Here is a 19,592-nt window from a genome sequence, read left to right as displayed (position 1 = left end):
CTCATGCACACGCCAGTATCGCGTCATACCAAAGTGCCTATTTCTATTTTGGGCGGCACCATTAATGCGCACTTTTATGGTTTTAAAGGTTTTGATAAGAACAATGAACATTTTGCCGTGGGGGTTAATACCGACACCGCGGACATCCCACTTGTTCGCGTGCACTCGGAGTGCATCACCGGTGATGTGTTCGGTTCACAACGCTGCGACTGTGGCCCGCAACTGCAAGAAGCCCTTGAAACGTTGAATGCACAAGGGGGGTATTTGATTTATCTGCGTCAGGAAGGGCGCGGCATTGGTTTGTATTCCAAGTTTGAAACCTACTTATTGCAAGACACCGGGCTGGATACCTATGAGGCCAACTTGCACCTCAATCATCCCGCGGATTCGCGCACGTTTACCCCGGCGGTGGACATGCTCAAAGCCCTTAATGTGACGCAATGCCGCTTGTTGACCAATAACCCTGAGAAAGTCCAGCAGTTGCGCGATGGCGGGATTGATGTGGTGAGTGCAGTGCCTACGGGGGTGTTCCTGACCCAACATAACCGTGGCTATTTGCAATCGAAGGTCACTAAATCCAGTCACTCCATCAAGTTGTAAGGCTTGCTTTCGAAAAGGATTTCACCATGAAACATATAGGTCCTATCAGCGGTATTTCCGCGCATGCCAGTGAGTTCATTGCGACGGCCGGCTATGACAATCAAGTGATTCTGTGGGACGCCAAAACCGGGCGTTCGATTCACCGTGTTACCCACGACCATCTGGCTAACCAATGTGCCTTCAGCGCTGATGGCAAGTACTTGGTCAGCGCCAGCAGTGATTACACCGCACGTATTTGGGAGGTGCCCAGCTTGCGTTTGAAGTCTGTGCTGTCCGGGCATGGCGATGATGTTGAAATGGCGGTTTTTTCACCCGACGGTACGCGTGTCGCCACCTGTTCGCGCGATCACGTACTGCGTATTTTCGACCTGGACGGTACGTTGCTGGGTGAACTGAAGGGGCATGACGCCGACGTGATTTCAGTGGTTTGGTCGCCAGACGGACTGCGCCTGATTTCCAGCAGCGATGACGGCACCGTGCGCCAGTGGGACACGGCCAGCCTGGCGCAGTGTGGCCTGGTAGACATTGGCGGCGTTGAAACCGACACCATCGCAATCACCCGTCAGGGCCTGGTTTTTGCGGGTGACGATGACGGCCGTATTTCATTGATCAGCAATGAGCACGTACGCACGATTCCTGCCCATGAAGCCGGGATCAAGCGCATCGTATGGAACGACGATAAACAGTTGTTGGTGACGCTTAGTTACGACCGTTCGGCGATTGTCTGGGAACTGGACGCCCAGCAAAATCTGATCAAACGCCGTACCACCGCCTTGCCAAGCATTGTCTGGCCGCGTAGCTGCGCCTTTGTCGGCGAAGACAAATTGGTGTTTGCCACCTTTGGCTCGCGCTACGCGACCTGGAATTACGCCGAGGATCAATGGCACGTCGACGGCATCGCCCCGGCCGTGAGTATCAACGCGGTGGTCAACGATGAAGGACAGCAATACAGCATCGGCGACGCAGGGATGCTGTTCAAAGATAACCAGCCGGTCATGGGCGTGGGCAGCCTGTGCAACTTTCTGCTGCCCTTTGGACCATTGCTATTGTCAGGTGGGCAAATGGGGCAAGTCTTTGATGCGCTGACCGGGCGGCTTCTGTATCAACATCGATCGCCGCTTAACTGTGCCACTGCGTTTCACAAGGACGGTGTGTTGCACGCCCTTATTGGCACTTACACCGGCGAAGGCCTGGTGTTTGCTCTGGACACGGCACATGGCTTGACGCTGATCGCGTCTATCCCGATGCACGACAACGCAATCAAGGGGGTGGCGGCCAACGACCGACACTTGTTCAGCGTTTGCGCCTCGGCCGCCGTGGCGTTGCACAACATTGACGATTTCAGCAGCGCGCGGCATGTCGAGCAGGCGCACACTCGGATCTCCAATGGTTGCTGCACCGTAGACGGCGGTTTTGCCAGTATCGGTCGCGACCTTAAACTGCGCCTGTGGCTGGGCTCAGGCGATGAGGTCTACGACACGCCACACGTAAACTCGATCAAGTGCATTTGTGCTTCGGCAGATGGTCGTGTCATTGCGACCGCCAACTACAGCGGCACTGTAGCGTTGTTCGATTTGCCAAGCCGCACCTGGATGGATGTCGAACGTCCGACCGCCAGTGGCATCTCGTGTTTGAGCCAGGACAAGGACAGTAATGGCTTCATTGCCAGCTCCTATGACGGCAACATTTACACCATCGCCTATCGCCAAGCCTCTTAACGTCACCAGGAGCGGACAATAATGAATAAGCAGACGCAATTTCTGGATGTGCCCACGTATAGAAACGTACTCAACACTTCATTTGTTCATCGTTACGGCAACGGTGAGGACGAGTGGTCATGGGACATAGGCATGGCCAAGGCCGCGCGGGTGTTTCTTGAGCATTTGGGGGATAGAAGCGATCAACTGATTCTTGATGTCGGGGTTGGGCGGGGGCGTGATGCGTCCGAGTTGATACAGGCAGGTCATCGCGTTACCGGTCTGGATATCGTCGAAAACTCCAGTTGGCCTTTGCTGCGCAAACGCTGGGGCGAGCGACTTGAACTGGTGCCTTGCGCACTGCAAGACTGGCAGCCGACCTTATTACGTCAATTCGATGCGGCGCTGGATAACGGCTGCTTTCACCATCAGCACCCGGATGAGTGGCAAAGCTATCTGGGTGACATGCGCCGCCATGTTCGCCCAGGCGGTCTGATTGCGATCAACGTATTTGGCGTCGACGCCAGCAACCTCACACCGGGTTGGCGTGAAATGGACAACCGCCGTCAAGGCTACTTTTTTACCGAGCAAGGGATTCGCGACACGCTGGAAGGTTTCGGATTGACGTGGGAGCGGCTCATAACCATCGAACGCCAACATGGCGATGCGGTGTATCTGCTGGCGCTGGTGCGCACTTGATAACGCGACCGACAGTCACACACGTATGCGTTTGAGGGCCTGCCGGGCCTGAATAAGGCCGGAACCCGCACAGGGTTCCGGCTTTTTAATGACGAACGTAACGTGCTCCGAAGGGCTGAGAGTGGTAAATTCTGCGCCCATGAAACTCGTCTCCCTCTTAACGAACACCCGCTTCAAAGCCAAAACGCTGAATGTCGCCGGTTCGTGGGTTGAACTGGGGATGAGTCGTGCGCCAAAGGAACCTTCACATGAATGAATTACTGACTCGCCGCCATGTTGTTCAAGGCCTGGGCTTGCTCAGTCTGGGGTTGCTCGCTGGGTGCGATCCCGGCAGTGGGTTGTCGTACAAGTACGGTAAAGATTTGAGCAACGAGATCCTGGGGCGCAAGTTCAAGCTGCACGACACTCAGGGCAATGACGTCATGCTGGGCAGCTTTCGCGGCATGATGCCCATGATTTTCTTCGGCTTCACCCAATGCCCGGCCGTGTGCCCAACGGCGCTGGCGCGCGCCGCGCAAGTGAAAAAAATGATGGGCCCGGATGGCGACCGGTTGCAGGTGGTGTTCATCACGCTCGATCCTGAGCGCGACACGCCTGCGGTGCTGGATGCCTACGTCAAAGCCTTCGATCCGACCTTTATGGCGCTGTCTGGCACGCTGGAAGAAACCGCTGCCACGGCCAAAGAGTTCAAGGTGTTTTACGAGAAAATCCCGAGTGGCTCGACTTATACGCTTTCGCACACGGCCACCAGCTTCGTATTTGATACCCGCGGCGTGCTGCGTCTTGGCTTGTCACCTTCGTTGTCTCCCAAGCAGTGCACCGAAGACTTGCTGACGGTGATGTCGGTCTGCTGATTTAACGCCCCTTTGAAAGAGCCAACCTTATGAAACCTGTTAAGTATCTGATGTTGTCGTTGCTGGGCTTGAGCCTGCACGTTTCGGCGCAAACCACCGTGGATGACGCGTGGGTACGTGCCACTGTGGCTGGCCAGCAAGCCAGTGGTGCCTTCATGCACATCACTTCGACCACGGACAGCAAGCTGGTGGAGGTCAAATCTGCAGTGGCCAAGACCGTACAGATCCACGAGATGAAAATGGTCAACGATGTGATGAGCATGGGACCTGTGCCTTTCGTTGCTTTGCCGGCGGGTAAAACCGTCGACATTGAGCCAGAGGGCTATCACGTCATGCTGATGGACCTGGTCGGGCAAATCAAAGAAGGCGACAGCGTGCCACTGACGCTGGTCATTGAGGATGCCAAAGGCGTTCAGCAATCGATTGAGGTCAAGGCCCCGGCCCGTGCGCTCAACGCCGTGTCCAAGCCTGATCATGGGGCCATGCATAGGTCAGATCACGGCAACATGCACTGATCGTTTTGCGGGGCGAGTGATGTCTGCGCCATGTATCGAACGCGTTTTAACGGGCGATATCGCTGAAGTTGTGAGCTTCGTGACCGAGGCGCGGGCGCAGATGTTTTCTACCCGCGCGGCAGGCGGCATGCCGGCCGATCTGGCGGCGTTTGAAGCGGTTTATTTGCAAGGCGATGGCTGTTTTTTAGTGGCGCGGGACAACGGGCGCCTGGTTGCATCGATTGGCTATACGCCCTACGACCATCGCTTTCCTCAACTCGACTACCGCGGGCTTAAAGCGGTGGAAGTCGCGCGCCTGTTCGTCATGCCCGACTATCGACGCGGCGGGCTGGCCAGCAGGCTATATGGTGCGCTGGAGGGAAGGGCGCGAGCGGCTCAGGTAGCGTTGATGTACTTGCATACGCATCCATTTTTGCCCGGCGCCGTCGATTTTTGGCGTCGGCAAGGGTTTACGCTGACGGACATCGAACACGACCCGGTGTGGCATACGACCCATATGGAACGACGGCTTTTACGCGCCACCTGAAAGATGGCCGTTGAAGGTAAAAAAAGCGGCTGTTCATGGATTTAACTGTTTGCCGGGAAGGCGGGTTTATAGATGTCGAAACCGTTGTTGTATGAGGATTTTCATATGGGGTTAACCAAAAAAGAGAGCCGTACAGCAGACGTTTTAGGGCTGCTGGTCATTGCCCTAACGGGGGGCTTCGCTGTCTATGCCTGTTTGGTGTTCACAGATTGGTGGCAGAGCTATCTGGCGCTGATGTTCTTTTATGCATGCTTTAATATCGCGCTCTTTTCTGGGATAAAACCTGCGCCCTGGGAAGGCAGTATTGTCTTTGTTTTTTTTCTGGCCGTGGCGCTGATTTACATCTTTCTGTTTGCGGTTCTTTATCAGAGACATTGCCTGTTGGACACCCAGACTACGTGCGCAACCTACTCAGTGCTGCAAAGTCCCTTCAACGGGGACTATCTCTATGCTTCCACTGTCGTGTTCACAACCCTGGGTTTTGGCGACATTGTGCCCAAGGCCGGGGCGGGACGTATTGTTGTGGCGACCCAGGCCCTGATCGGGATGACGTACAGCGCGACCGCGATATTGATCATTTTGGGACGCTCGGGCTGGTATTCAGCCAGGGGCGAGTCAGCGGCACAGCCAATCCTTATTGACCGCGAACATGCGCAGGTTCAGACGGACAGGTTTGCCCACACGTCGAAAGCGCTGGAAGACATGTCGACGTTGCTGAGTGCTCTGAGTACTAAAGTGGACACCGTTAACAATCAGTTGGTCAGCCTCAAGCGATACGCACTGTGGGCAAGCTTTGCCTTGATTGTGTTGTCATTTTTTGCAGGCATGGCCCTGGGTCATAAGTTTTAAGGGGGGGGGCGAGGAAACATCGATCCCCTCGCCTTGAATGATTCAGAGCCTGCCACTGAGCGGGTATTCAATGGCAAGCCGTATCTGGTCCGTGTCCAGTTCGGCCTGTGCGGCGTTGCCCCGGTGGACGTTGTGGCGCAGTGACAGCAGGGTGCCCTTGGCCGCGCCGCTCTGTATGACATAACGCGCCTCCAGGTCCCGCTCCCAATGCTTGCCATGTTTGCCATAGCCCAAGTAGGCATAGCCGCCGCGCGGGTCCACATGGCTGCCGTCGATATCACTGCCACGCACATAGGCTGCGCTGAGCATCAGCCCGGGCAGGCCCCAGGGCGACATGTCCAGATCGTAGCGGGCTTGCCATGACTGTTCGTTGGGTGCGTTGAAGTCAGACAACTGAACGGCGTTGGTAATGAAAATGGCACCTCGGGTCACGTAGTCGAACGGTGTGCTGCCGTGTACTTTCTGGTAACCGAGGCTGACACTGTGCGGCCCTTGGGCGTAGGTAGAGAGTGCGCTCCAGGTGGTGTTGTCGATGCTGCCTGACAGCGCTTTGCCTTCATCGGTTGTGCGATAAAGGTTGAAGTTGAATGTCAACGCACGTTTAGCATCAATCGCCTGGCTAAAGATCGCACCCAGATAGTGCTGGTTCCAAGTGTTCTCATAGCGCGAGGTGTAGAGGCTGGCGCTGAAGTTTTTGCGCGGGGTGTAAACCACGCCTGCCAAGTCAAAGGCATCGCCTTTGAGCGCATTGGAGTAGTTCACCACAAAGCCTTGATTGTGGCTGCTGGCGTTACGGTCGGTGCTTTCAGTGAAATGCCCGCCGACCATTTTAAGGTCTGCAAACTCATGGCTGACGGCGAAGACCCCGGTGGCTGTCTCGGGGAGCAAACGGCTGTCGGAAGAACTGAAGACTGGCGTTTTGACCCGCTGTTCGCCGTAGGACACCACGGTATTGGACATGCGCAGCTTAAGTGCTGCACCGCCTCGGCTAAAGTTGTCCTTGGGGTAGCCTTCGTTGTCCAGCCCCAGCAAGCGCGCCTTGCCAGCCCGTCCGCCACCGCTGTCAAGTTTGACGCCTTGGTAAGCGTGCGCATCGACCCCCACGCCAATCAACCCTTGTGTGAAACCTGATTGCAGGGTGGCCATCAAACCGTAGGCCCATTCTTCTGCATAGCCATTACGCTCGGCCTTTGGTTTGTAGGCGTTACGCGCGCCGCTGTTGCGAGCGCCATGCTGATAGTCTCGGCGGTCGTACACTGTGCGGTTAATCACGTTCCAGGTGCTGTCTTCGATCAAACCCCGGCTTTGGGATTGAATGGCGTCAGCCAGGGTGATCGGGCTGACCAACACCATCAGCATCACGGCCCGAGTGTGCAGGACCGTCATTGCGCGACCTGTTGTTCAAGCGCGCCACTCAGGCGATCGAGCGCCCGCTTTGGCAGTGTGGGAGCAATCTGTAAGTAACTCGGTTCATACAGCATGCTTGCCGTGGCGCCACAGGTGAGCATTTTCACTTCATGGGTCTGGGCTGCAACCGACGCGCACAGCAATGCACTGGTCGGAAACAGGGGCAGGGAGCAACGTCGCATGTTCATTCATCCATAAACAGTTCAACAAGTTCGACAGCGCAGGGTCTGTGCGCCCTCCACGGGTATCCCTTCAAAAATACTTGAGCCAGGTGATGTCACGTCGACGGCTTTTTAACCCGGCAAACCAGCTCACCGGCCAATACAGTGCAGTGACCAGCGCAATGGCGGTGAGCCAGACAGCGCCAATGCCGTCAAACCCAAAGTAGGTGCCGTGATTCAGTCCAAACACTGCAACGCAGAGCACATACAGCACTTTGAGCACATACAGGTGCAACAGATAGAAGAACATCGGTGCGCCACCCAACACCGCGAGTGTGCTGAGCCATTTGTGTTGCTGGACACGTTCAAACGCCAACAGCAGCAAGAGGCCGACGCCCAGCGTAAGTGTCAGGAACAGCAACGATGGCGGGTATTTGGTGATGTTGAAAAAGCTCATCAGCGTGTGGGTGATATTCCCGTAGTTCGTCCATTGCGCCTCGCCGTAACCGTTGAGCCAACGTAACGCGACAAAACCCAGCAGTAGACCTGTACCCGTCAACAACAAGTAACGCTGACGGACGTGGGCTGAAACCGAGCGTGTAAACCACGGGCCTACGCAATAACCGAGCGCGATGACACCGATCCACGGCAGCACAGGGTAGGAGGTGCGCAGTCGCAAGGTATCCGAGAACTCGATCCAGCCCCGGTCATGCAAAATTGCCCACGGCACGTGCAGGTCAGAACCCACCGCAAAGTGCACTGTGTCGAGCAGGTTATGCCCGGCCACGATGACGAGGCCCACAACAAACAACGCGGGACGGGGTAACCAGACCAAGGCTGAGAGCGCAATCATGCTGATACCAATGGCCCATATGACTTGCAGGTAAATCACGCTGGGCGGGAACTGGAAGGTCCAGGCGAAGTTGACCAGCGTGAACTCCAGCACCACCAGAAACAGGCCGCGCTTAAACAGAAAAGCGGAGACATCGCGCTTGCCCTGATATTTCTCGCCGTAGAGATACGCGGACAACCCCGTGAGCAGAACAAACACCGGGGCACACAAGTGGGCGAGGGTACGGCTGACAAACAGGGCAGGTTCGGTGCTGTCAATACTCATGGGGTCGGCGACCTGTCGGTGCAGCAAGAAGGTCTCGCGCACGTGGTCCAGCAGCATGAGCACTATCACCAGACCGCGCAGGGCGTCGATGGACAGCAGGCGTTGGTGAATGGGAGGTGCAGCAGTGGGAGCGTTAGTCATTGAAGGATCGCAAGCAAGGATTGTGGGAATGAACGTGCAAGGGCGAACATGAATTAATAGTTATCTTATAACGTTTCTAATTCGATTGACCATCGTTCATTCCATCGAGCCGGGACCCTGCTCATCAATGCCTCAGCACAGGAGTTTGTGCTGAGGTTGTGATGGGCTGATTCGGCGACCACCGAGGCAAGGCACACGAACCGCAGGCTGCAATGGGTTGGCACGTCTGCCCGAGCACGCGGTCAATGGCTGTAACGGCCAATTTTCTTCAGGATCGCTGCCATGCCCGAGATACCGTTCCCTGATGTGTTGCCCCACGACCTGCATTATGTCGACGACACGCAGCCTGGAATCACCCGCAAAAGGTCGCGTGGGAAATTTCGTTATTTCGATCCCGAAGGCCGACGCATTGTTGATCCGGGCGAAATCAAACGTATCAATGCCCTTGCGGTGCCGCCCGCGTATATCGAGGTATGGATCTGCGCCGATCCACGCGGGCATCTTCAAGCCACGGGGCGTGATGCCCGAGGGCGCAAGCAATACCGCTATCACACGCGCTGGCGTGAAGTGCGCGATGCCAGTAAATACTCGCGTCTGCACGAATTCGGGCGGGCCCTGCCCAAGCTGCGCAAGCAATTGGAAGCGCGCCTCGCCACACCGGGCTTCAGTCGGGACAAGGTGATGGCCACGGTCATCACTTTGCTCGACGCGACCCTCATCCGCGTCGGTAATACCCAATACGCCAAAGACAATCGCTCTTATGGGCTGACGACCTTGCGCAGCCGCCATGTTGAGGTCAGTGGCAGCACGATTAAATTTCAGTTTCGCGGCAAAAGCGGAGTCGAGCATCAAATCTCAGTCAAGGACCGCAGGCTGGCGGGGATCATCAAACGTTGCCTGGAGATTCCAGGGCAAAACCTGTTTCAGTATCTGGACGAAGAAGGGGTACGCCACAGCATCACGTCCTCTGACGTTAACGCCTATCTGCACACCTTGACCGGCGCTGATTTCACCGCCAAGGACTTTCGCACCTGGGCCGGCAGCGCATTAGCGCTATCAGTCTTGCGAGGTTTGCAATGGGAGCCTGAGGCAGACGCCAAACGATACGTGGTTGATATGGTGAAAAACGTCGCTAAACACTTGGGAAACACCCCGGCGGTGTGTCGCAAGTGCTATATCCACCCGGCCGTGCTGGAGGGGTTTATATCAGGCGCACTGGCGGATCTGCCCACGCCAAGGGTACGCAAAGGGCTAAAAGTGCAGGAAGTGGGACTGGCAATGTTCCTCGATACTCTGTTGCATACCCAAGCCAAAGGCGGGGATGCCTGACCATTAATGAAAGTTCGGCACTCTGGCGCGCTGTAAGGGTCTACCCCTCAAGCCTGACGCTCATTGCAGCAGCACAGGCATGAATACGGTCCATTGCGTCCTAAAGAGGTTAACCATGCGAAATACCCTTTGTGCATCACTCATTGCCGGCTTTTTATGCGCAGCACCTTTTGTTGTGCAGGCCGCAGATGACACCGCCAGCGATTGCAAGAAAGGCTCCATATTGGCCACATCCATGGATCACCACACGTGCTACACCAGCGGTGACAAGGCGCCTGATCAATACACCCGCGAGGAAAATGCGCTTAAAAACTGGAAAGCCAAAGGCTTGCCAGAACCTGACGTAGGCGCCCAATGGGTCGAGTTCAGCCGCCATTATGTGCTGGTCAACCGCGCTAACGCAGTGATTAAGCAAATACGCGCACTGGATGGCACGGTGGTAAGCCAGTAAGTCAACAGGAAAGGGCCGCTGAGCACAGCGGCTCTGCCGTGACGGTGGGCCGTAGCACTTTTTTTATGGTTGATTGTAAAATGCCATTATTCGCATGTGTCTGGCATGCCAAGGATTGATGGCTGAGGAAGGGAGGGCAAGACGCCGTCTTTTGCCTTACTTACAATGGATACGGCAATGATTTTGGTCCATATTTTTGTAGCGGAACATAAGGCGTTAAAGAACCTTAATATTCCTATTAATGGCAGTTTTAACTGCACTTACAGTCTGGGTTGTTTAAAGCTATTTAAAAAAGAAGAGACGACGTGGTTTTACAGTGATCATCATTGTACGGCCGTGATTGGGCCTAATGGCGCGGGCAAGAGCAGCTCACTGGAAGTGCTGGAGTTGCTCAGTGGTGAGAGTGACTCCAGAGCGCTGGTGGTGTTTTTTGATCGTGTTGAGGCCCGCTATCACTTATGCAAGATCAACATGACAATTGACGAGCTGGGGTGGGTCGAGTCAGATGCCGAGATTTTTCATGTGCCAGACAATCAGTTGTTTCTGTTCGATAACAACTTGCATGTTGTAAAAATCAATACGCTTTCCGGTGAATACGGTGGATTGAATTTCTCCAAAACCAAGACCCCGAAATTCATTCATGATTTAAGTATTCGGGAGAATGTGAAAAGTACGCCCCGTAAAAAGCGTTACTTTGAGAAGCTGTTAAGTTATTTCAATAATGCCTCTGATCGTGATGAGTTCATGGAACGGGTCAGTTTCGAATTCACGTTTTCATCGTCTTCCTTGAGTATTGTTGAGCGTGTTGTTCGGCGAGACCCAGCAACGACTAAACACAGTGATGAACTGCTTTCCAAATGGGAACATATCGATTATTCACCCGTATTGAGTGAATTGAGTATCGGCGTACCTAGCGTGTTCCAACGCCTGTTGGGTATGAACGTACTCTCGATCCTCAGTGCACTCAGTAAAGTGTCGGGCGCACAAGACGATGTTTTGTCTCGCTTGCTTCATCAGTACAGTGTTGTGATAAGGGATAACGCTGACCGCTTGAGCGTCTCTAATTGTTTGAGGCGAGCGCTGCAGCAGATGGCCTATTCAGAGTGGGTACGCTTTTCCAAAAATGGACTTCGCGTCGAACACATGAATAAGGTGCTGGAAGGCTATCTCAATATATTTGAACGGATAGCCACCCTTATAATTGACCATTGTTATGACGGAGAATATCTGAACTTGCGCAGGGTCAAGATAGATGACTATGCGACCATCGAAGAGTTGACCGAGGTCATCCAGCGATTGCCTGCAAATATCGCTGCAAATATAAAGTGGGGTTGGCGGGGTATCAGCAGTGGTGAGTTGGCACGTGCGCATGTATTTTCCGAGAGCTATCACTATTTAAAGACGGCCTCACCCCAAGCCAATCATATTTTTCTGCTGGACGAGGCCGACCTCTATTTACACCCCGAATGGCAACGGACGTTTTTGCATGAGTTTTTATCACACCTCGGGTACCTGGAGCAGAGCCGAGGTGTCAGAAAGCCTCAGGTTATTATCTGCACCCATTCGCCGATCATGATCAGTGACTTTTTGCCTGACGATATTGTGTCGCTCGCCAAAAATGAAGACGGCGATATTGAAGTGATCCCGTCCTCTGGATTTGGTAATAGCATTGCCGATATTTATATGAATGGCATGCACCTGACATCGACCTTTGGTGAGCACGCACAGCGAAAAATCGCGCACTTGTTGCAGGCAGCCAAACAAGGGCAATTAACTTCCCAAGACCGCGCGCTGATTGAAAAACTGCCGGGCACGCCTATCAAGAACTATTTTCTCTATCATGATCAAAATCAATAAAGTCTACGCGGATGCATTCATCCAGGCGTACGTTGAGTACGCTTTGGAAGATGTGCTGTATCCCAAAATAGTTAACCTGCTCAACAAGGTCCCTCTCGACGAGCAGGCCAAGGTGCGAGGGGTGTTCACTAAAGACTACTTGAGGGGGCTGTTGATTGCTCCACCCGCGCTGTTTGAAACCAAAATTGAAGAACTGTTTGCCTTGTTCCCGATGCTTGCCGAACGGTATTGTTACGCCTATCTGCTGAGGGAATCGGACCTGGTGTTCGATGCCGTTAACCTCGATATCCAGTCGCCGGCTGGCAAAGCTACTTTTGATCTGGCTGTGAATAAAGCCATTGCCGAACTGCGGATTTTAACCACACGCTACACGCTGTGTTTAACGCCTCATATTCTGGAACAGTTGGAGTCCGGCCTGGCGCGGCATAAAAAAAAGCGCTACCTGTGTCGGTTAGAAAACGCCAAGCGCGGTCACTCGCAAGTTACCGACGCCGATAAAGAGCGCTTTCCAACCTGGATACAGGTGTTCAAAGATTGTTTTGATTACGAAGCTGTCTCAGAGCGATTTGGTATGGCGATTACTGGCCAACTCGCCCTGACGGTCTGCCCCTATTGCGCGTTGGAGGAGATCCAGACGTACTCCGCTATTGCGGTACGCCCTGACCTTGATCATTTCTATCCCAAGACGCGCTTCCCGTTCCTGGCGATTTCTTTGTTCAATTTGATCCCGGCGGGATCGATCTGTAATCAAAAACACAAAAGAAACAGCTCCATGCTCGGCCACATGAATCCTTATATCGACAGCCTTGAGGGCGCGAGTGTGTTCAGGGTCGGGTTTGTGCCTGACGGTAACGAGGCTCAAACGCTTACCTTTGATGTGGTGCCACAAAATGACCCCTTCAAGGATAAAAACATCGAGCTTTTCAAAATCAAGGGCCTGTACAACGGAAATGAAAATTTGCGCGCCTGGTATCTCGCTACCTATAAGTTGCGAGAGTTTTTGAAGGGGCAGGGAGTAGAACTCAGCACGGTGAACTTCAACTCGCCCCTCCATGCCGCCGTGCTGGATCTGGGCCGTCCCATTACTAAAGTCTCAGCGCAAAAATTTAAAGTCGAGGCCATCAACGACCTGTTTGAACAAGCATTGCAAGTGGTTAGCCAGCCTGAAAATTAAGGGCTACGCGCGTTGCCTCTTCGCGCTGTAAGACCCTACAACCCATCAGCTGTGAATGATCTGAATATGTTGTAACTGCCCGTTTTTCATAACAAAACGCGTACCGAATAGGGCATGACGCTGAAGCTTGATATCTACACTTTTTAATCATTGTGCAGTTCAGGAGTCCGATCATGCCCCACCATTTGCATCACCATACCCCTTCGCTCAGCGCTTGCGATCCGCGCGGTTTAGAAGTGCGTTGCGTGGCATACCACCGTCGTTCAACAGCGCAACCTCCTGAGGCACGTATAAGCCGGCAGTCTTACACTGCTTCAGGCTTTCTATGTGAACAATGGGACGCGCGCTTGGGTGCATTGCACGACAAAGACCCGAGTATCCAACCCAATCAACTGACTGTTTTCTCACTCTCGGGCAGCGTGTTGTGCTGCCGTAATGTGGACCAAGGGCCGCGTATTGTCTGGGTAGGGTCGAGTCATCAGGTGCTGGATCGCTGGGATGGTGCTGGCACCCGACACCGCTATGAATACGATGCGCTTGTGCGTCTGACGGCGGTATTTGAACAACCCGCCAATGCGCCGCAGCCAAGGTGCACAGAGCGCTTGAGCTATGCCCAAGCAACCGCTGAAAAGGAGGCGGGCAACGGCTGTGGCCGTTTGCGCCGTCATGATGATCCCGCGGGGACGTTACTGTATGAGCACTACGATCTGTGGGGAAACACCACGGCGCAGTCGCGACGATTTTGCCGGGATTTAGCTGGGGAAGTGGACTGGCCCTTGTCGCCAGCGCTACGAGATCTGACGCTTGAAGACCACACTTATGCCACTCAATGGCAATACGGCGCCTTGGGGCAATTAATGGTTCAGACAGATGCCAAGGGCTATCGACAAGAGCCACGTTATGGGGTGGATGGTTTGTTGGCATCGCTGACGGTCACGTTGAACAGGGGAGTGAGGCGCACGGTGCTGCAGCAGCGTCATTACAGCGCCAGCGGGAACGTTGAGAGGGAGTATGCGGGGAATGGCATGCGCAGTGTGCTGGCTTACGATGTGGCTACGGATCAACTGCTAAGGTGTACAACTTACCGTAATGGCCAGCTTGATTTGGCCTTGCAGGACCTGAGTTATACCTACGACCCCATTGGGCAAGTACTGAGCATTCGTGATGCAGCACAACAGACGCAGTGGCTGGACAACACGCAAATCGAGTCGTCCTGTACCTATTCATACGACACGCTCTATCAATTGATAACGGCGACCGGACGTGAGAATGCCCATCAAGGCCACGGTCCGGGCTTGCCGGGGCGAGTGGATTTCGGTGCGAGTATTGCCCAGCGTTGCCGGCACTATCGCCAAAACTACACCTACGATGCAGGCGGCAATCTTGTTTCTCTGCGTCATGTGCCCACGCAAGGTAGCGGCTATACGCGGCGCATGAGCGTCTCAAACACGAGCAACCACAGCTTGGCCCAGGACGCGGATTTTTCCTCGTCACCACGGTTAGGTAGCGGGTTTGATCTCAATGGTAACCAGCAATTTCTTCAACAAGGTCAAGCCTTGCACTGGACGTTGCGCGACCAATTACAGCGTGTGACTCAAGTGGTTCGCGAGGATGGGGCAAACGATGACGAAGTCTATCGCTACGATGCAAGCGGCCAGCGAATACTCAAAGCACGCGTGTATAACGCTCATCGAAAGGTTCACCTTTGTGAGATCCGCTACTTGCCGGGGCTGGAGATCAGGCGCAACAGCGCCACAGGCGAATGGTTGAATGTTGTGACGGTAGAGGGCGACCTTGGCAGCGTTCGAGTTCTATTGTGGGAGCAAGGCATGCCTTCAGGTATGCAGGAGGGCCAGATGCGTTACAGCCTTTCGACGCATTTGGGCAGTCGCACATTGGAGCTGGATCAAGACGCGCGTCTGCTTAGCCAGGAGGACTACTACCCGTATGGCGGCACCTCATGGCTGGCTTCTAAAAACGCCATTGAAGCCACGTATAAAACGTTGCGCTTTTCGGGCAAGGAGCGCGATGCCAGTGGCTTGTACTACTTTGGTTATCGTTATTACGCGCCCTGGCTATTTCGCTGGATCAGCGCTGACCCGGCCGGTGACGTTGACGGTTTGAATTTGTATTGCATGGCGAACGGTAACCCGGTCAGTCGCAGTGACGCCCAAGGCTTGCAAAGCAATGATGTGGCGGCCCCCAAAAGCCGCACAGTGTCCTTGCGCAGCTTTACTGCACAGGTGTCGAGTGTGGTTCGGTCTCGGGTGCAAATCGCAAGCTCGGCGGCCATTCGTGACGCCCTGTCGACCTACATCAGCAACGCCTTGAGTACAGGCCTGGATGTTGCTCTTTTTGAGGGGGTACAGCCCACTGCGGCACTTAACAACGCCTTGAGAAGCACGGTGGCTTTACTTGATGCCCTCGCCATGTTGCATATGACGAGTGGCTTATTGGGGAATGTAGTGCGCTGGAGCCCATTCATTGGTTTTGCAGTCGCAGCTTCCTCCGATCTAGGGTTTGAGCATCGCGCGGACGTTGAGGCGGGGGACACAGCCCTCGTGTGGGACCCGGTGGCGCGACAACGACTTGGTGGCCATCTGCGTGCTTTTTCACGCGAAATAATGCAGCAGGCGCTGCGTGGCCTGGGTGATAGCGCGTCCTGGGGGCAAACACCGGTTGGCGCAAGGGTGCCAAGAACATTGCTGGCCTCTGCGGCCTATGGTTTGGCAACGGTGCCCAACGCCATTTTTTCTGGCGCTATACCTGCTCCGCTGATCCCTAATATTGGCCCCCTGATAGAAGCTTATGATGCCGCAGCAGGCTCCATTATCCGCAGTGGCCATGCCTCGGTGCGGCTTGAACGGCATCAACAAACCCTTCAACTCCCTCCTGCGATCGACACGCTGCACGGCGGACTGAGTCGAATGTTCAATCAAACATGGACGTATTGGGCGGGTGTGGGGATTGAGGCGGTTGCCGCCTATGCCACAGGCTCACCTCCAGATGCGCAGAGCGCTCGCACGCGCACTTGGGTGGGGGTTGCGCGTGGCATCGTATCGGCAATCACTGAGGTGCGGGGGATACTCTTGCAAACTGCCAGAGCGGGCTTCAGCAATATTTCACGATTGTGGCGCCCCACTCGAGCGTGAAATACCCCTTCCCATAAGAAGGGCCAACGAAAACTACAATATGACCACCTTTGACCGTGACCGCAGTAATAGCCTTTTTCTTCTATTGCGTAAAACAGGTCTGACGTCATGTCATCTTTACATCACCACACGCCGTCACTGACGGCGATTGACCCCCGAGGTTTGAGCGTTCGTAGTGTGGGCTACTACCGCAAAGCGTCGCAGGAGGTCCCTCAGTCCCGTATTCATCAATCACTGTATGGCGCGAATGGCTTTTTGAGCCAGCAGTGGGACCCGCGTTTAGGCAGCCTGCGTGGCACGGCGCGCCGCGCATCGCCGCCTAATCAGCGGGTTATCTCAAGTCTTTCTGGCCAGCCGTTGCGTATCGACAGTGTGGACAGCGGTTGGCGGATTGCGCTGTTTGGGTCGGCATTACAGCCGCTTGACCTCTGGAACGCACGGGGTGCTCACCAGCATTTCGAATACGACACACAGTCCAGGCCCAAGGTCATACATGAACAGCGCAGTGATGAGCCGCTGGCGCGTTGCATTGAGCGTTTTGTGTATGCCCACACCGACGACGATGACGCCAAAGGCAATCGCTGTGGCCGGCTTATTCGCCATGACGACCCTTCAGGCAGTGTTCTCCATGAGGAATACGCGTTATCGGGCGTGGTGACGCTTCAATCTCGACGTTTTTGCCTTACGCCTGAGAAGGTTGACTGGCCTGAGGAGTCCAGCCTTCGCGACCAGCAACTGGAACCTGAGCGTTACTCAACAACTTGGCACTACAACGCGTTGGGAGATGTAATCGAGCAGTTGGATGCGCAAGGTAACAAGCAGCAAATCGATTACGGCGTAGCGGGTCAGCAAGCCAGTGTTTATCTACGTCTTAAAAGTGGCAAACGGACGTTATTGGTTGATCAGTTGACTTACAACGCCGCAGGCCAAGTGACGGCTGAACACGCAGGTAATGGTGTTGTGACAGAGGCCACCTATTCTGAGAGTGACGGCCAATTGCAACGTTTGGCGGCGTATCGCAAGGGCACGCGCCGAGCCATGCTCCAGGATCTGGTCTATAGCTATGACCGGGTCGGCAACGTACTGAGTATTCTTGATAATGCTCAGCCCACTACGTGGGCAAACAACTCAACCATTGAGGCGTTAAATACATTCACCTACGACACCCTTTATCAATTGATCAAAGCCACGGGCCGAGAAAATGCGCACCACGCAGGTGGCAGGACGCTACCTGCGGCTTTGCTGCCGGGTTCGGCTGACCCAACGTTGCTGCGTAATTACTCGCGCCACTATCACTATGACGCAGGTGCAAACCTGGTGCAGATGCAGCACGTCCCCTCATCGGGTCAAGGCTACACACAGCGCCTGTCTGTGGCGCAAAACAGTAATCGCGCACAGTGGGTAGTGGACCCTGCATCGCCAGCGTCACACAGCGACTTTGATCCCTGTGGAAATCTTCTGGCGCTAACCCGCGGCCAGGCCATGGACTGGAATGTACGCAATCAGTTGCAGCGGGTAACGAACGTGCAACGTGATGAGGGCGAGGACGACGACGAAACTTACTACTACGACGGCCAAGGGCTGCGTACGATCAAGCGTCGAGTCAGTCGCGCCAAGGCGCTTAAGCATGTGAGCGAAGTACGTTATTTGCCAGGGCTTGAGCTGCAACGCAATCAAGTAACGGGGGAGCAGTTAAGCGTGTCAACGCTGCAAGCGGGGCGTAGCAGCGTCAGAGCACTGAAGTGGGCGCAGGGATTACCCCAAGGCGTTGAAGATGAGCAATTGCGTTTTAGCGTGTCCGACCACTTAGGCAGCGCTGTACTTGAGTTGGATGAGCAGGCGGCACTGCTCAGCCATGAATGTTTCTATCCGTTTGGAGCAACGGCGTGGCGAGCAGCTAACAGTGTGTTTGAGGCTACGCTCAAAACCCGGCGCTATTCAGGCAAAGAGCGGGATGCCACAGGCTTGTACTACTACGGGTTTCGTTACTATGCGCCCTGGCTGCACCGCTGGGTCAGTGCTGACCCGGCCGGAGATGTCGACGGATTGAACAGGTATGCCATGGTCGGCAACAACCCGATGAGCCGGGTTGACCGTAGCGGCCTGCAAGACGAGATTCCCCAAGGCTACCGAGTGATTGCAGGCTTGTCCCTGATCGTCTTGTTTGCCCTGCTGGGTTTTGTTTTGGGGGCATTTTTTGATGCGGCGGTCTCGGGAGCCAGTGTGGGAGCGTTGTCGATGTCCGTCCTGTTTGTCTTGAACCGCTTACAAGAGTTCATAGCACCGGAGCAACAGCCACTGTTGAGTCAGAGTGAGGCGCAAGCAGAGGAAGTTGAGTTTGCCTCGGATGTGACTAACGACGCCTTGAAGCTCGCCCAGCAAGGCGGCTTGAGTAATGCGGAGACCGTCAAATTGGTGAACTTTTTCTACAACAGACGAAGTTCTGCCGACCTGGGGTTAACCATGGCGATTCATCCCACGGCCTCCGGTGATATTTACGGGTATGTCGGACCTATCGCCACCAAAAACAGTTTGCTCACGGCGGTGTCGACAGGCAGGCCACCCAGCCAAAAACTAAGACAGCTGGGTGTACACAGCGTTTTGCTTCGTGCGCGCAACGTGTCCCAGGCCCCCAGTACCTCGGCCCTCGGTGGCAGTGGCGCGCACGAAGTCGTTCCGTTGACGAAACTGTCGCGTCAGCGCCTGCAAAAGCAAGCTGCGCATCTGCCAAGTTCAGAGCCTCAGACCTCTGCCCAAGCGCTAACCGAAGAGCCTGCGGCAATAAGTGTTGACGATTCGGCTGTCGCTCACCTGCTTGTAGGGGCAGAAGGACGCAGTATTGCTTTGGCCATCAGTCATGTTCGTCAAGGGCGTTTCCGCGCAGTCAACTGGCATCAACATGCGGATGCTCTGTGGTCTGCTGATCTACACGGATACAGGCGCACGCGTGGGCGTGGGGCGTATCGATTGATGTTTGAGCGCCTGGGCGGTAATCGCTACCGGGTGGCCGGCATCCGCAACCCGCACTGATGACCAGCGAAATCGGTTTAGCCGGCAACCGCC

16 protein-coding genes are annotated in these 19,592 nt (G+C 54.8%); 13 read left to right on the top strand and 3 right to left on the bottom strand.

Annotated elements, in window-relative coordinates; all coding sequences use genetic code 11:
* The first annotated feature begins 3 nt into the window (after positions 1-3).
* From AP059_RS05460 to AP059_RS05430, 7 genes are all read left to right on the top strand, one after another.
* The gene (locus AP059_RS05460; RefSeq protein WP_059762338.1) at positions 4-600 is read left to right on the top strand and encodes a GTP cyclohydrolase II; all 597 of its coding nucleotides are present in this window, start codon (positions 4-6) and stop codon (positions 598-600) included.
* Between the two features lie 26 nt (positions 601-626).
* Positions 627-2,318, top strand: a complete 1,692-nt coding sequence (locus AP059_RS05455) for a WD40 repeat domain-containing protein (RefSeq protein ID WP_059762337.1) — start codon at positions 627-629, stop codon at positions 2,316-2,318.
* 21 nt (positions 2,319-2,339) lie between these two features.
* Complete coding sequence (locus tag AP059_RS05450; protein ID WP_059762336.1) at positions 2,340-2,996, top strand: class I SAM-dependent methyltransferase; 657 nt, start codon at positions 2,340-2,342, stop codon at positions 2,994-2,996.
* 248 nt (positions 2,997-3,244) lie between these two features.
* Positions 3,245-3,850, top strand: coding sequence for an SCO family protein (locus tag AP059_RS05445; RefSeq protein WP_059762335.1), 606 nt, complete (start codon positions 3,245-3,247; stop codon positions 3,848-3,850).
* 29 nt (positions 3,851-3,879) lie between these two features.
* Complete coding sequence (locus AP059_RS05440) at positions 3,880-4,365, top strand: copper chaperone PCu(A)C (protein ID WP_059762334.1); 486 nt, start codon at positions 3,880-3,882, stop codon at positions 4,363-4,365.
* 19 nt (positions 4,366-4,384) lie between these two features.
* The gene (locus AP059_RS05435) at positions 4,385-4,891 is read left to right on the top strand and encodes a GNAT family N-acetyltransferase (RefSeq protein ID WP_059762333.1); all 507 of its coding nucleotides are present in this window, start codon (positions 4,385-4,387) and stop codon (positions 4,889-4,891) included.
* Positions 4,892-4,963: 72 nt separating this feature from the next.
* Positions 4,964-5,740, top strand: coding sequence for a potassium channel family protein (locus AP059_RS05430; protein WP_059762332.1), 777 nt, complete (start codon positions 4,964-4,966; stop codon positions 5,738-5,740).
* A gap of 42 nt (positions 5,741-5,782) precedes the next feature.
* On the opposite strand, the gene AP059_RS05425 is transcribed toward AP059_RS05430, so the two are convergent.
* The 3 genes from AP059_RS05425 to AP059_RS05415 form a co-directional block, all read right to left on the bottom strand.
* On the bottom strand, positions 5,783-7,126 hold the full coding sequence (locus AP059_RS05425) for an OprD family porin (RefSeq protein ID WP_059762331.1): 1,344 nt from the start codon (positions 7,124-7,126) through the stop codon (positions 5,783-5,785).
* Entirely contained in the window at positions 7,123-7,329 is a 207-nt protein-coding gene (locus AP059_RS05420) for a hypothetical protein (protein WP_059762330.1), read from the bottom strand. The genes AP059_RS05425 and AP059_RS05420 overlap by 4 nt, the downstream gene beginning before the upstream one ends.
* A 70-nt stretch (positions 7,330-7,399) precedes the next feature.
* A complete protein-coding gene (locus tag AP059_RS05415; protein ID WP_059762329.1) occupies positions 7,400-8,566 on the bottom strand; it encodes a DUF1624 domain-containing protein in 1,167 nt (388 codons plus the stop codon).
* 282 nt (positions 8,567-8,848) lie between these two features.
* On the opposite strand from AP059_RS05415, the gene AP059_RS05410 reads away from it, so the two are divergent.
* The 6 genes from AP059_RS05410 to AP059_RS05385 all read left to right on the top strand — a co-directional run bounded on the left by AP059_RS05410 (position 8,849) and on the right by AP059_RS05385 (position 19,559).
* Entirely contained in the window at positions 8,849-9,895 is a 1,047-nt protein-coding gene (locus tag AP059_RS05410; RefSeq protein WP_059762328.1) for a DNA topoisomerase IB, read from the top strand.
* Between the two features lie 115 nt (positions 9,896-10,010).
* The gene (locus tag AP059_RS22670; RefSeq protein ID WP_059762327.1) at positions 10,011-10,346 is read left to right on the top strand and encodes an RcnB family protein; all 336 of its coding nucleotides are present in this window, start codon (positions 10,011-10,013) and stop codon (positions 10,344-10,346) included.
* Between the two features lie 177 nt (positions 10,347-10,523).
* On the top strand, positions 10,524-12,203 hold the full coding sequence (locus tag AP059_RS05400; RefSeq protein ID WP_059762326.1) for an AAA family ATPase: 1,680 nt from the start codon (positions 10,524-10,526) through the stop codon (positions 12,201-12,203).
* Positions 12,187-13,377 (top strand): hypothetical protein, encoded by a 1,191-nt coding sequence (locus AP059_RS05395; RefSeq protein ID WP_059762325.1) that lies wholly within the window; start codon positions 12,187-12,189, stop codon positions 13,375-13,377. Before AP059_RS05400 ends, AP059_RS05395 begins: the two co-directional genes overlap by 17 nt.
* A 347-nt stretch (positions 13,378-13,724) precedes the next feature.
* On the top strand, positions 13,725-16,529 hold the full coding sequence (locus AP059_RS05390; RefSeq protein ID WP_256209721.1) for an RHS repeat-associated core domain-containing protein: 2,805 nt from the start codon (positions 13,725-13,727) through the stop codon (positions 16,527-16,529).
* A gap of 108 nt (positions 16,530-16,637) precedes the next feature.
* A complete protein-coding gene (locus tag AP059_RS05385) occupies positions 16,638-19,559 on the top strand; it encodes an RHS repeat-associated core domain-containing protein (protein WP_082706758.1) in 2,922 nt (973 codons plus the stop codon).
* Positions 19,560-19,592 lie beyond the last annotated feature (33 nt).

Origin of the sequence: Pseudomonas sp. TAA207, from assembly GCF_001529285.1 — a bacterium.
GTDB classification, from domain to species: domain Bacteria; phylum Pseudomonadota; class Gammaproteobacteria; order Pseudomonadales; family Pseudomonadaceae; genus Aquipseudomonas; species Aquipseudomonas weihenstephanensis.
This window is presented reverse-complemented; position numbering and strand designations above follow the sequence as displayed.

Bases quoted from the DNA above. Each gene is read 5' to 3' on its own strand.
- AP059_RS05415 (WP_059762329.1), bottom strand. From the start codon at position 8,566: ATGACTAACGCTCCCACTGCTGCACCTCCCATTCACCAACGCCTGCTG.
- AP059_RS05455 (WP_059762337.1), top strand. From the start codon at position 627: ATGAAACATATAGGTCCTATCAGCGGTATTTCCGCGCATGCCAGTGAG.
- AP059_RS22670 (WP_059762327.1), top strand. From the start codon at position 10,011: ATGCGAAATACCCTTTGTGCATCACTCATTGCCGGCTTTTTATGCGCA.
- AP059_RS05410 (WP_059762328.1), top strand. From the start codon at position 8,849: ATGCCCGAGATACCGTTCCCTGATGTGTTGCCCCACGACCTGCATTAT.
- AP059_RS05425 (WP_059762331.1), bottom strand. From the start codon at position 7,126: ATGACGGTCCTGCACACTCGGGCCGTGATGCTGATGGTGTTGGTCAGC.
- AP059_RS05445 (WP_059762335.1), top strand. From the start codon at position 3,245: ATGAATGAATTACTGACTCGCCGCCATGTTGTTCAAGGCCTGGGCTTG.
- AP059_RS05440 (WP_059762334.1), top strand. From the start codon at position 3,880: ATGAAACCTGTTAAGTATCTGATGTTGTCGTTGCTGGGCTTGAGCCTG.
- AP059_RS05450 (WP_059762336.1), top strand. From the start codon at position 2,340: ATGAATAAGCAGACGCAATTTCTGGATGTGCCCACGTATAGAAACGTA.
- AP059_RS05420 (WP_059762330.1), bottom strand. From the start codon at position 7,329: ATGCGACGTTGCTCCCTGCCCCTGTTTCCGACCAGTGCATTGCTGTGC.
- AP059_RS05460 (WP_059762338.1), top strand. From the start codon at position 4: ATGCACACGCCAGTATCGCGTCATACCAAAGTGCCTATTTCTATTTTG.
- AP059_RS05385 (WP_082706758.1), top strand. From the start codon at position 16,638: ATGTCATCTTTACATCACCACACGCCGTCACTGACGGCGATTGACCCC.
- AP059_RS05395 (WP_059762325.1), top strand. From the start codon at position 12,187: ATGATCAAAATCAATAAAGTCTACGCGGATGCATTCATCCAGGCGTAC.
- AP059_RS05435 (WP_059762333.1), top strand. From the start codon at position 4,385: ATGTCTGCGCCATGTATCGAACGCGTTTTAACGGGCGATATCGCTGAA.
- AP059_RS05400 (WP_059762326.1), top strand. From the start codon at position 10,524: ATGATTTTGGTCCATATTTTTGTAGCGGAACATAAGGCGTTAAAGAAC.
- AP059_RS05430 (WP_059762332.1), top strand. From the start codon at position 4,964: ATGTCGAAACCGTTGTTGTATGAGGATTTTCATATGGGGTTAACCAAA.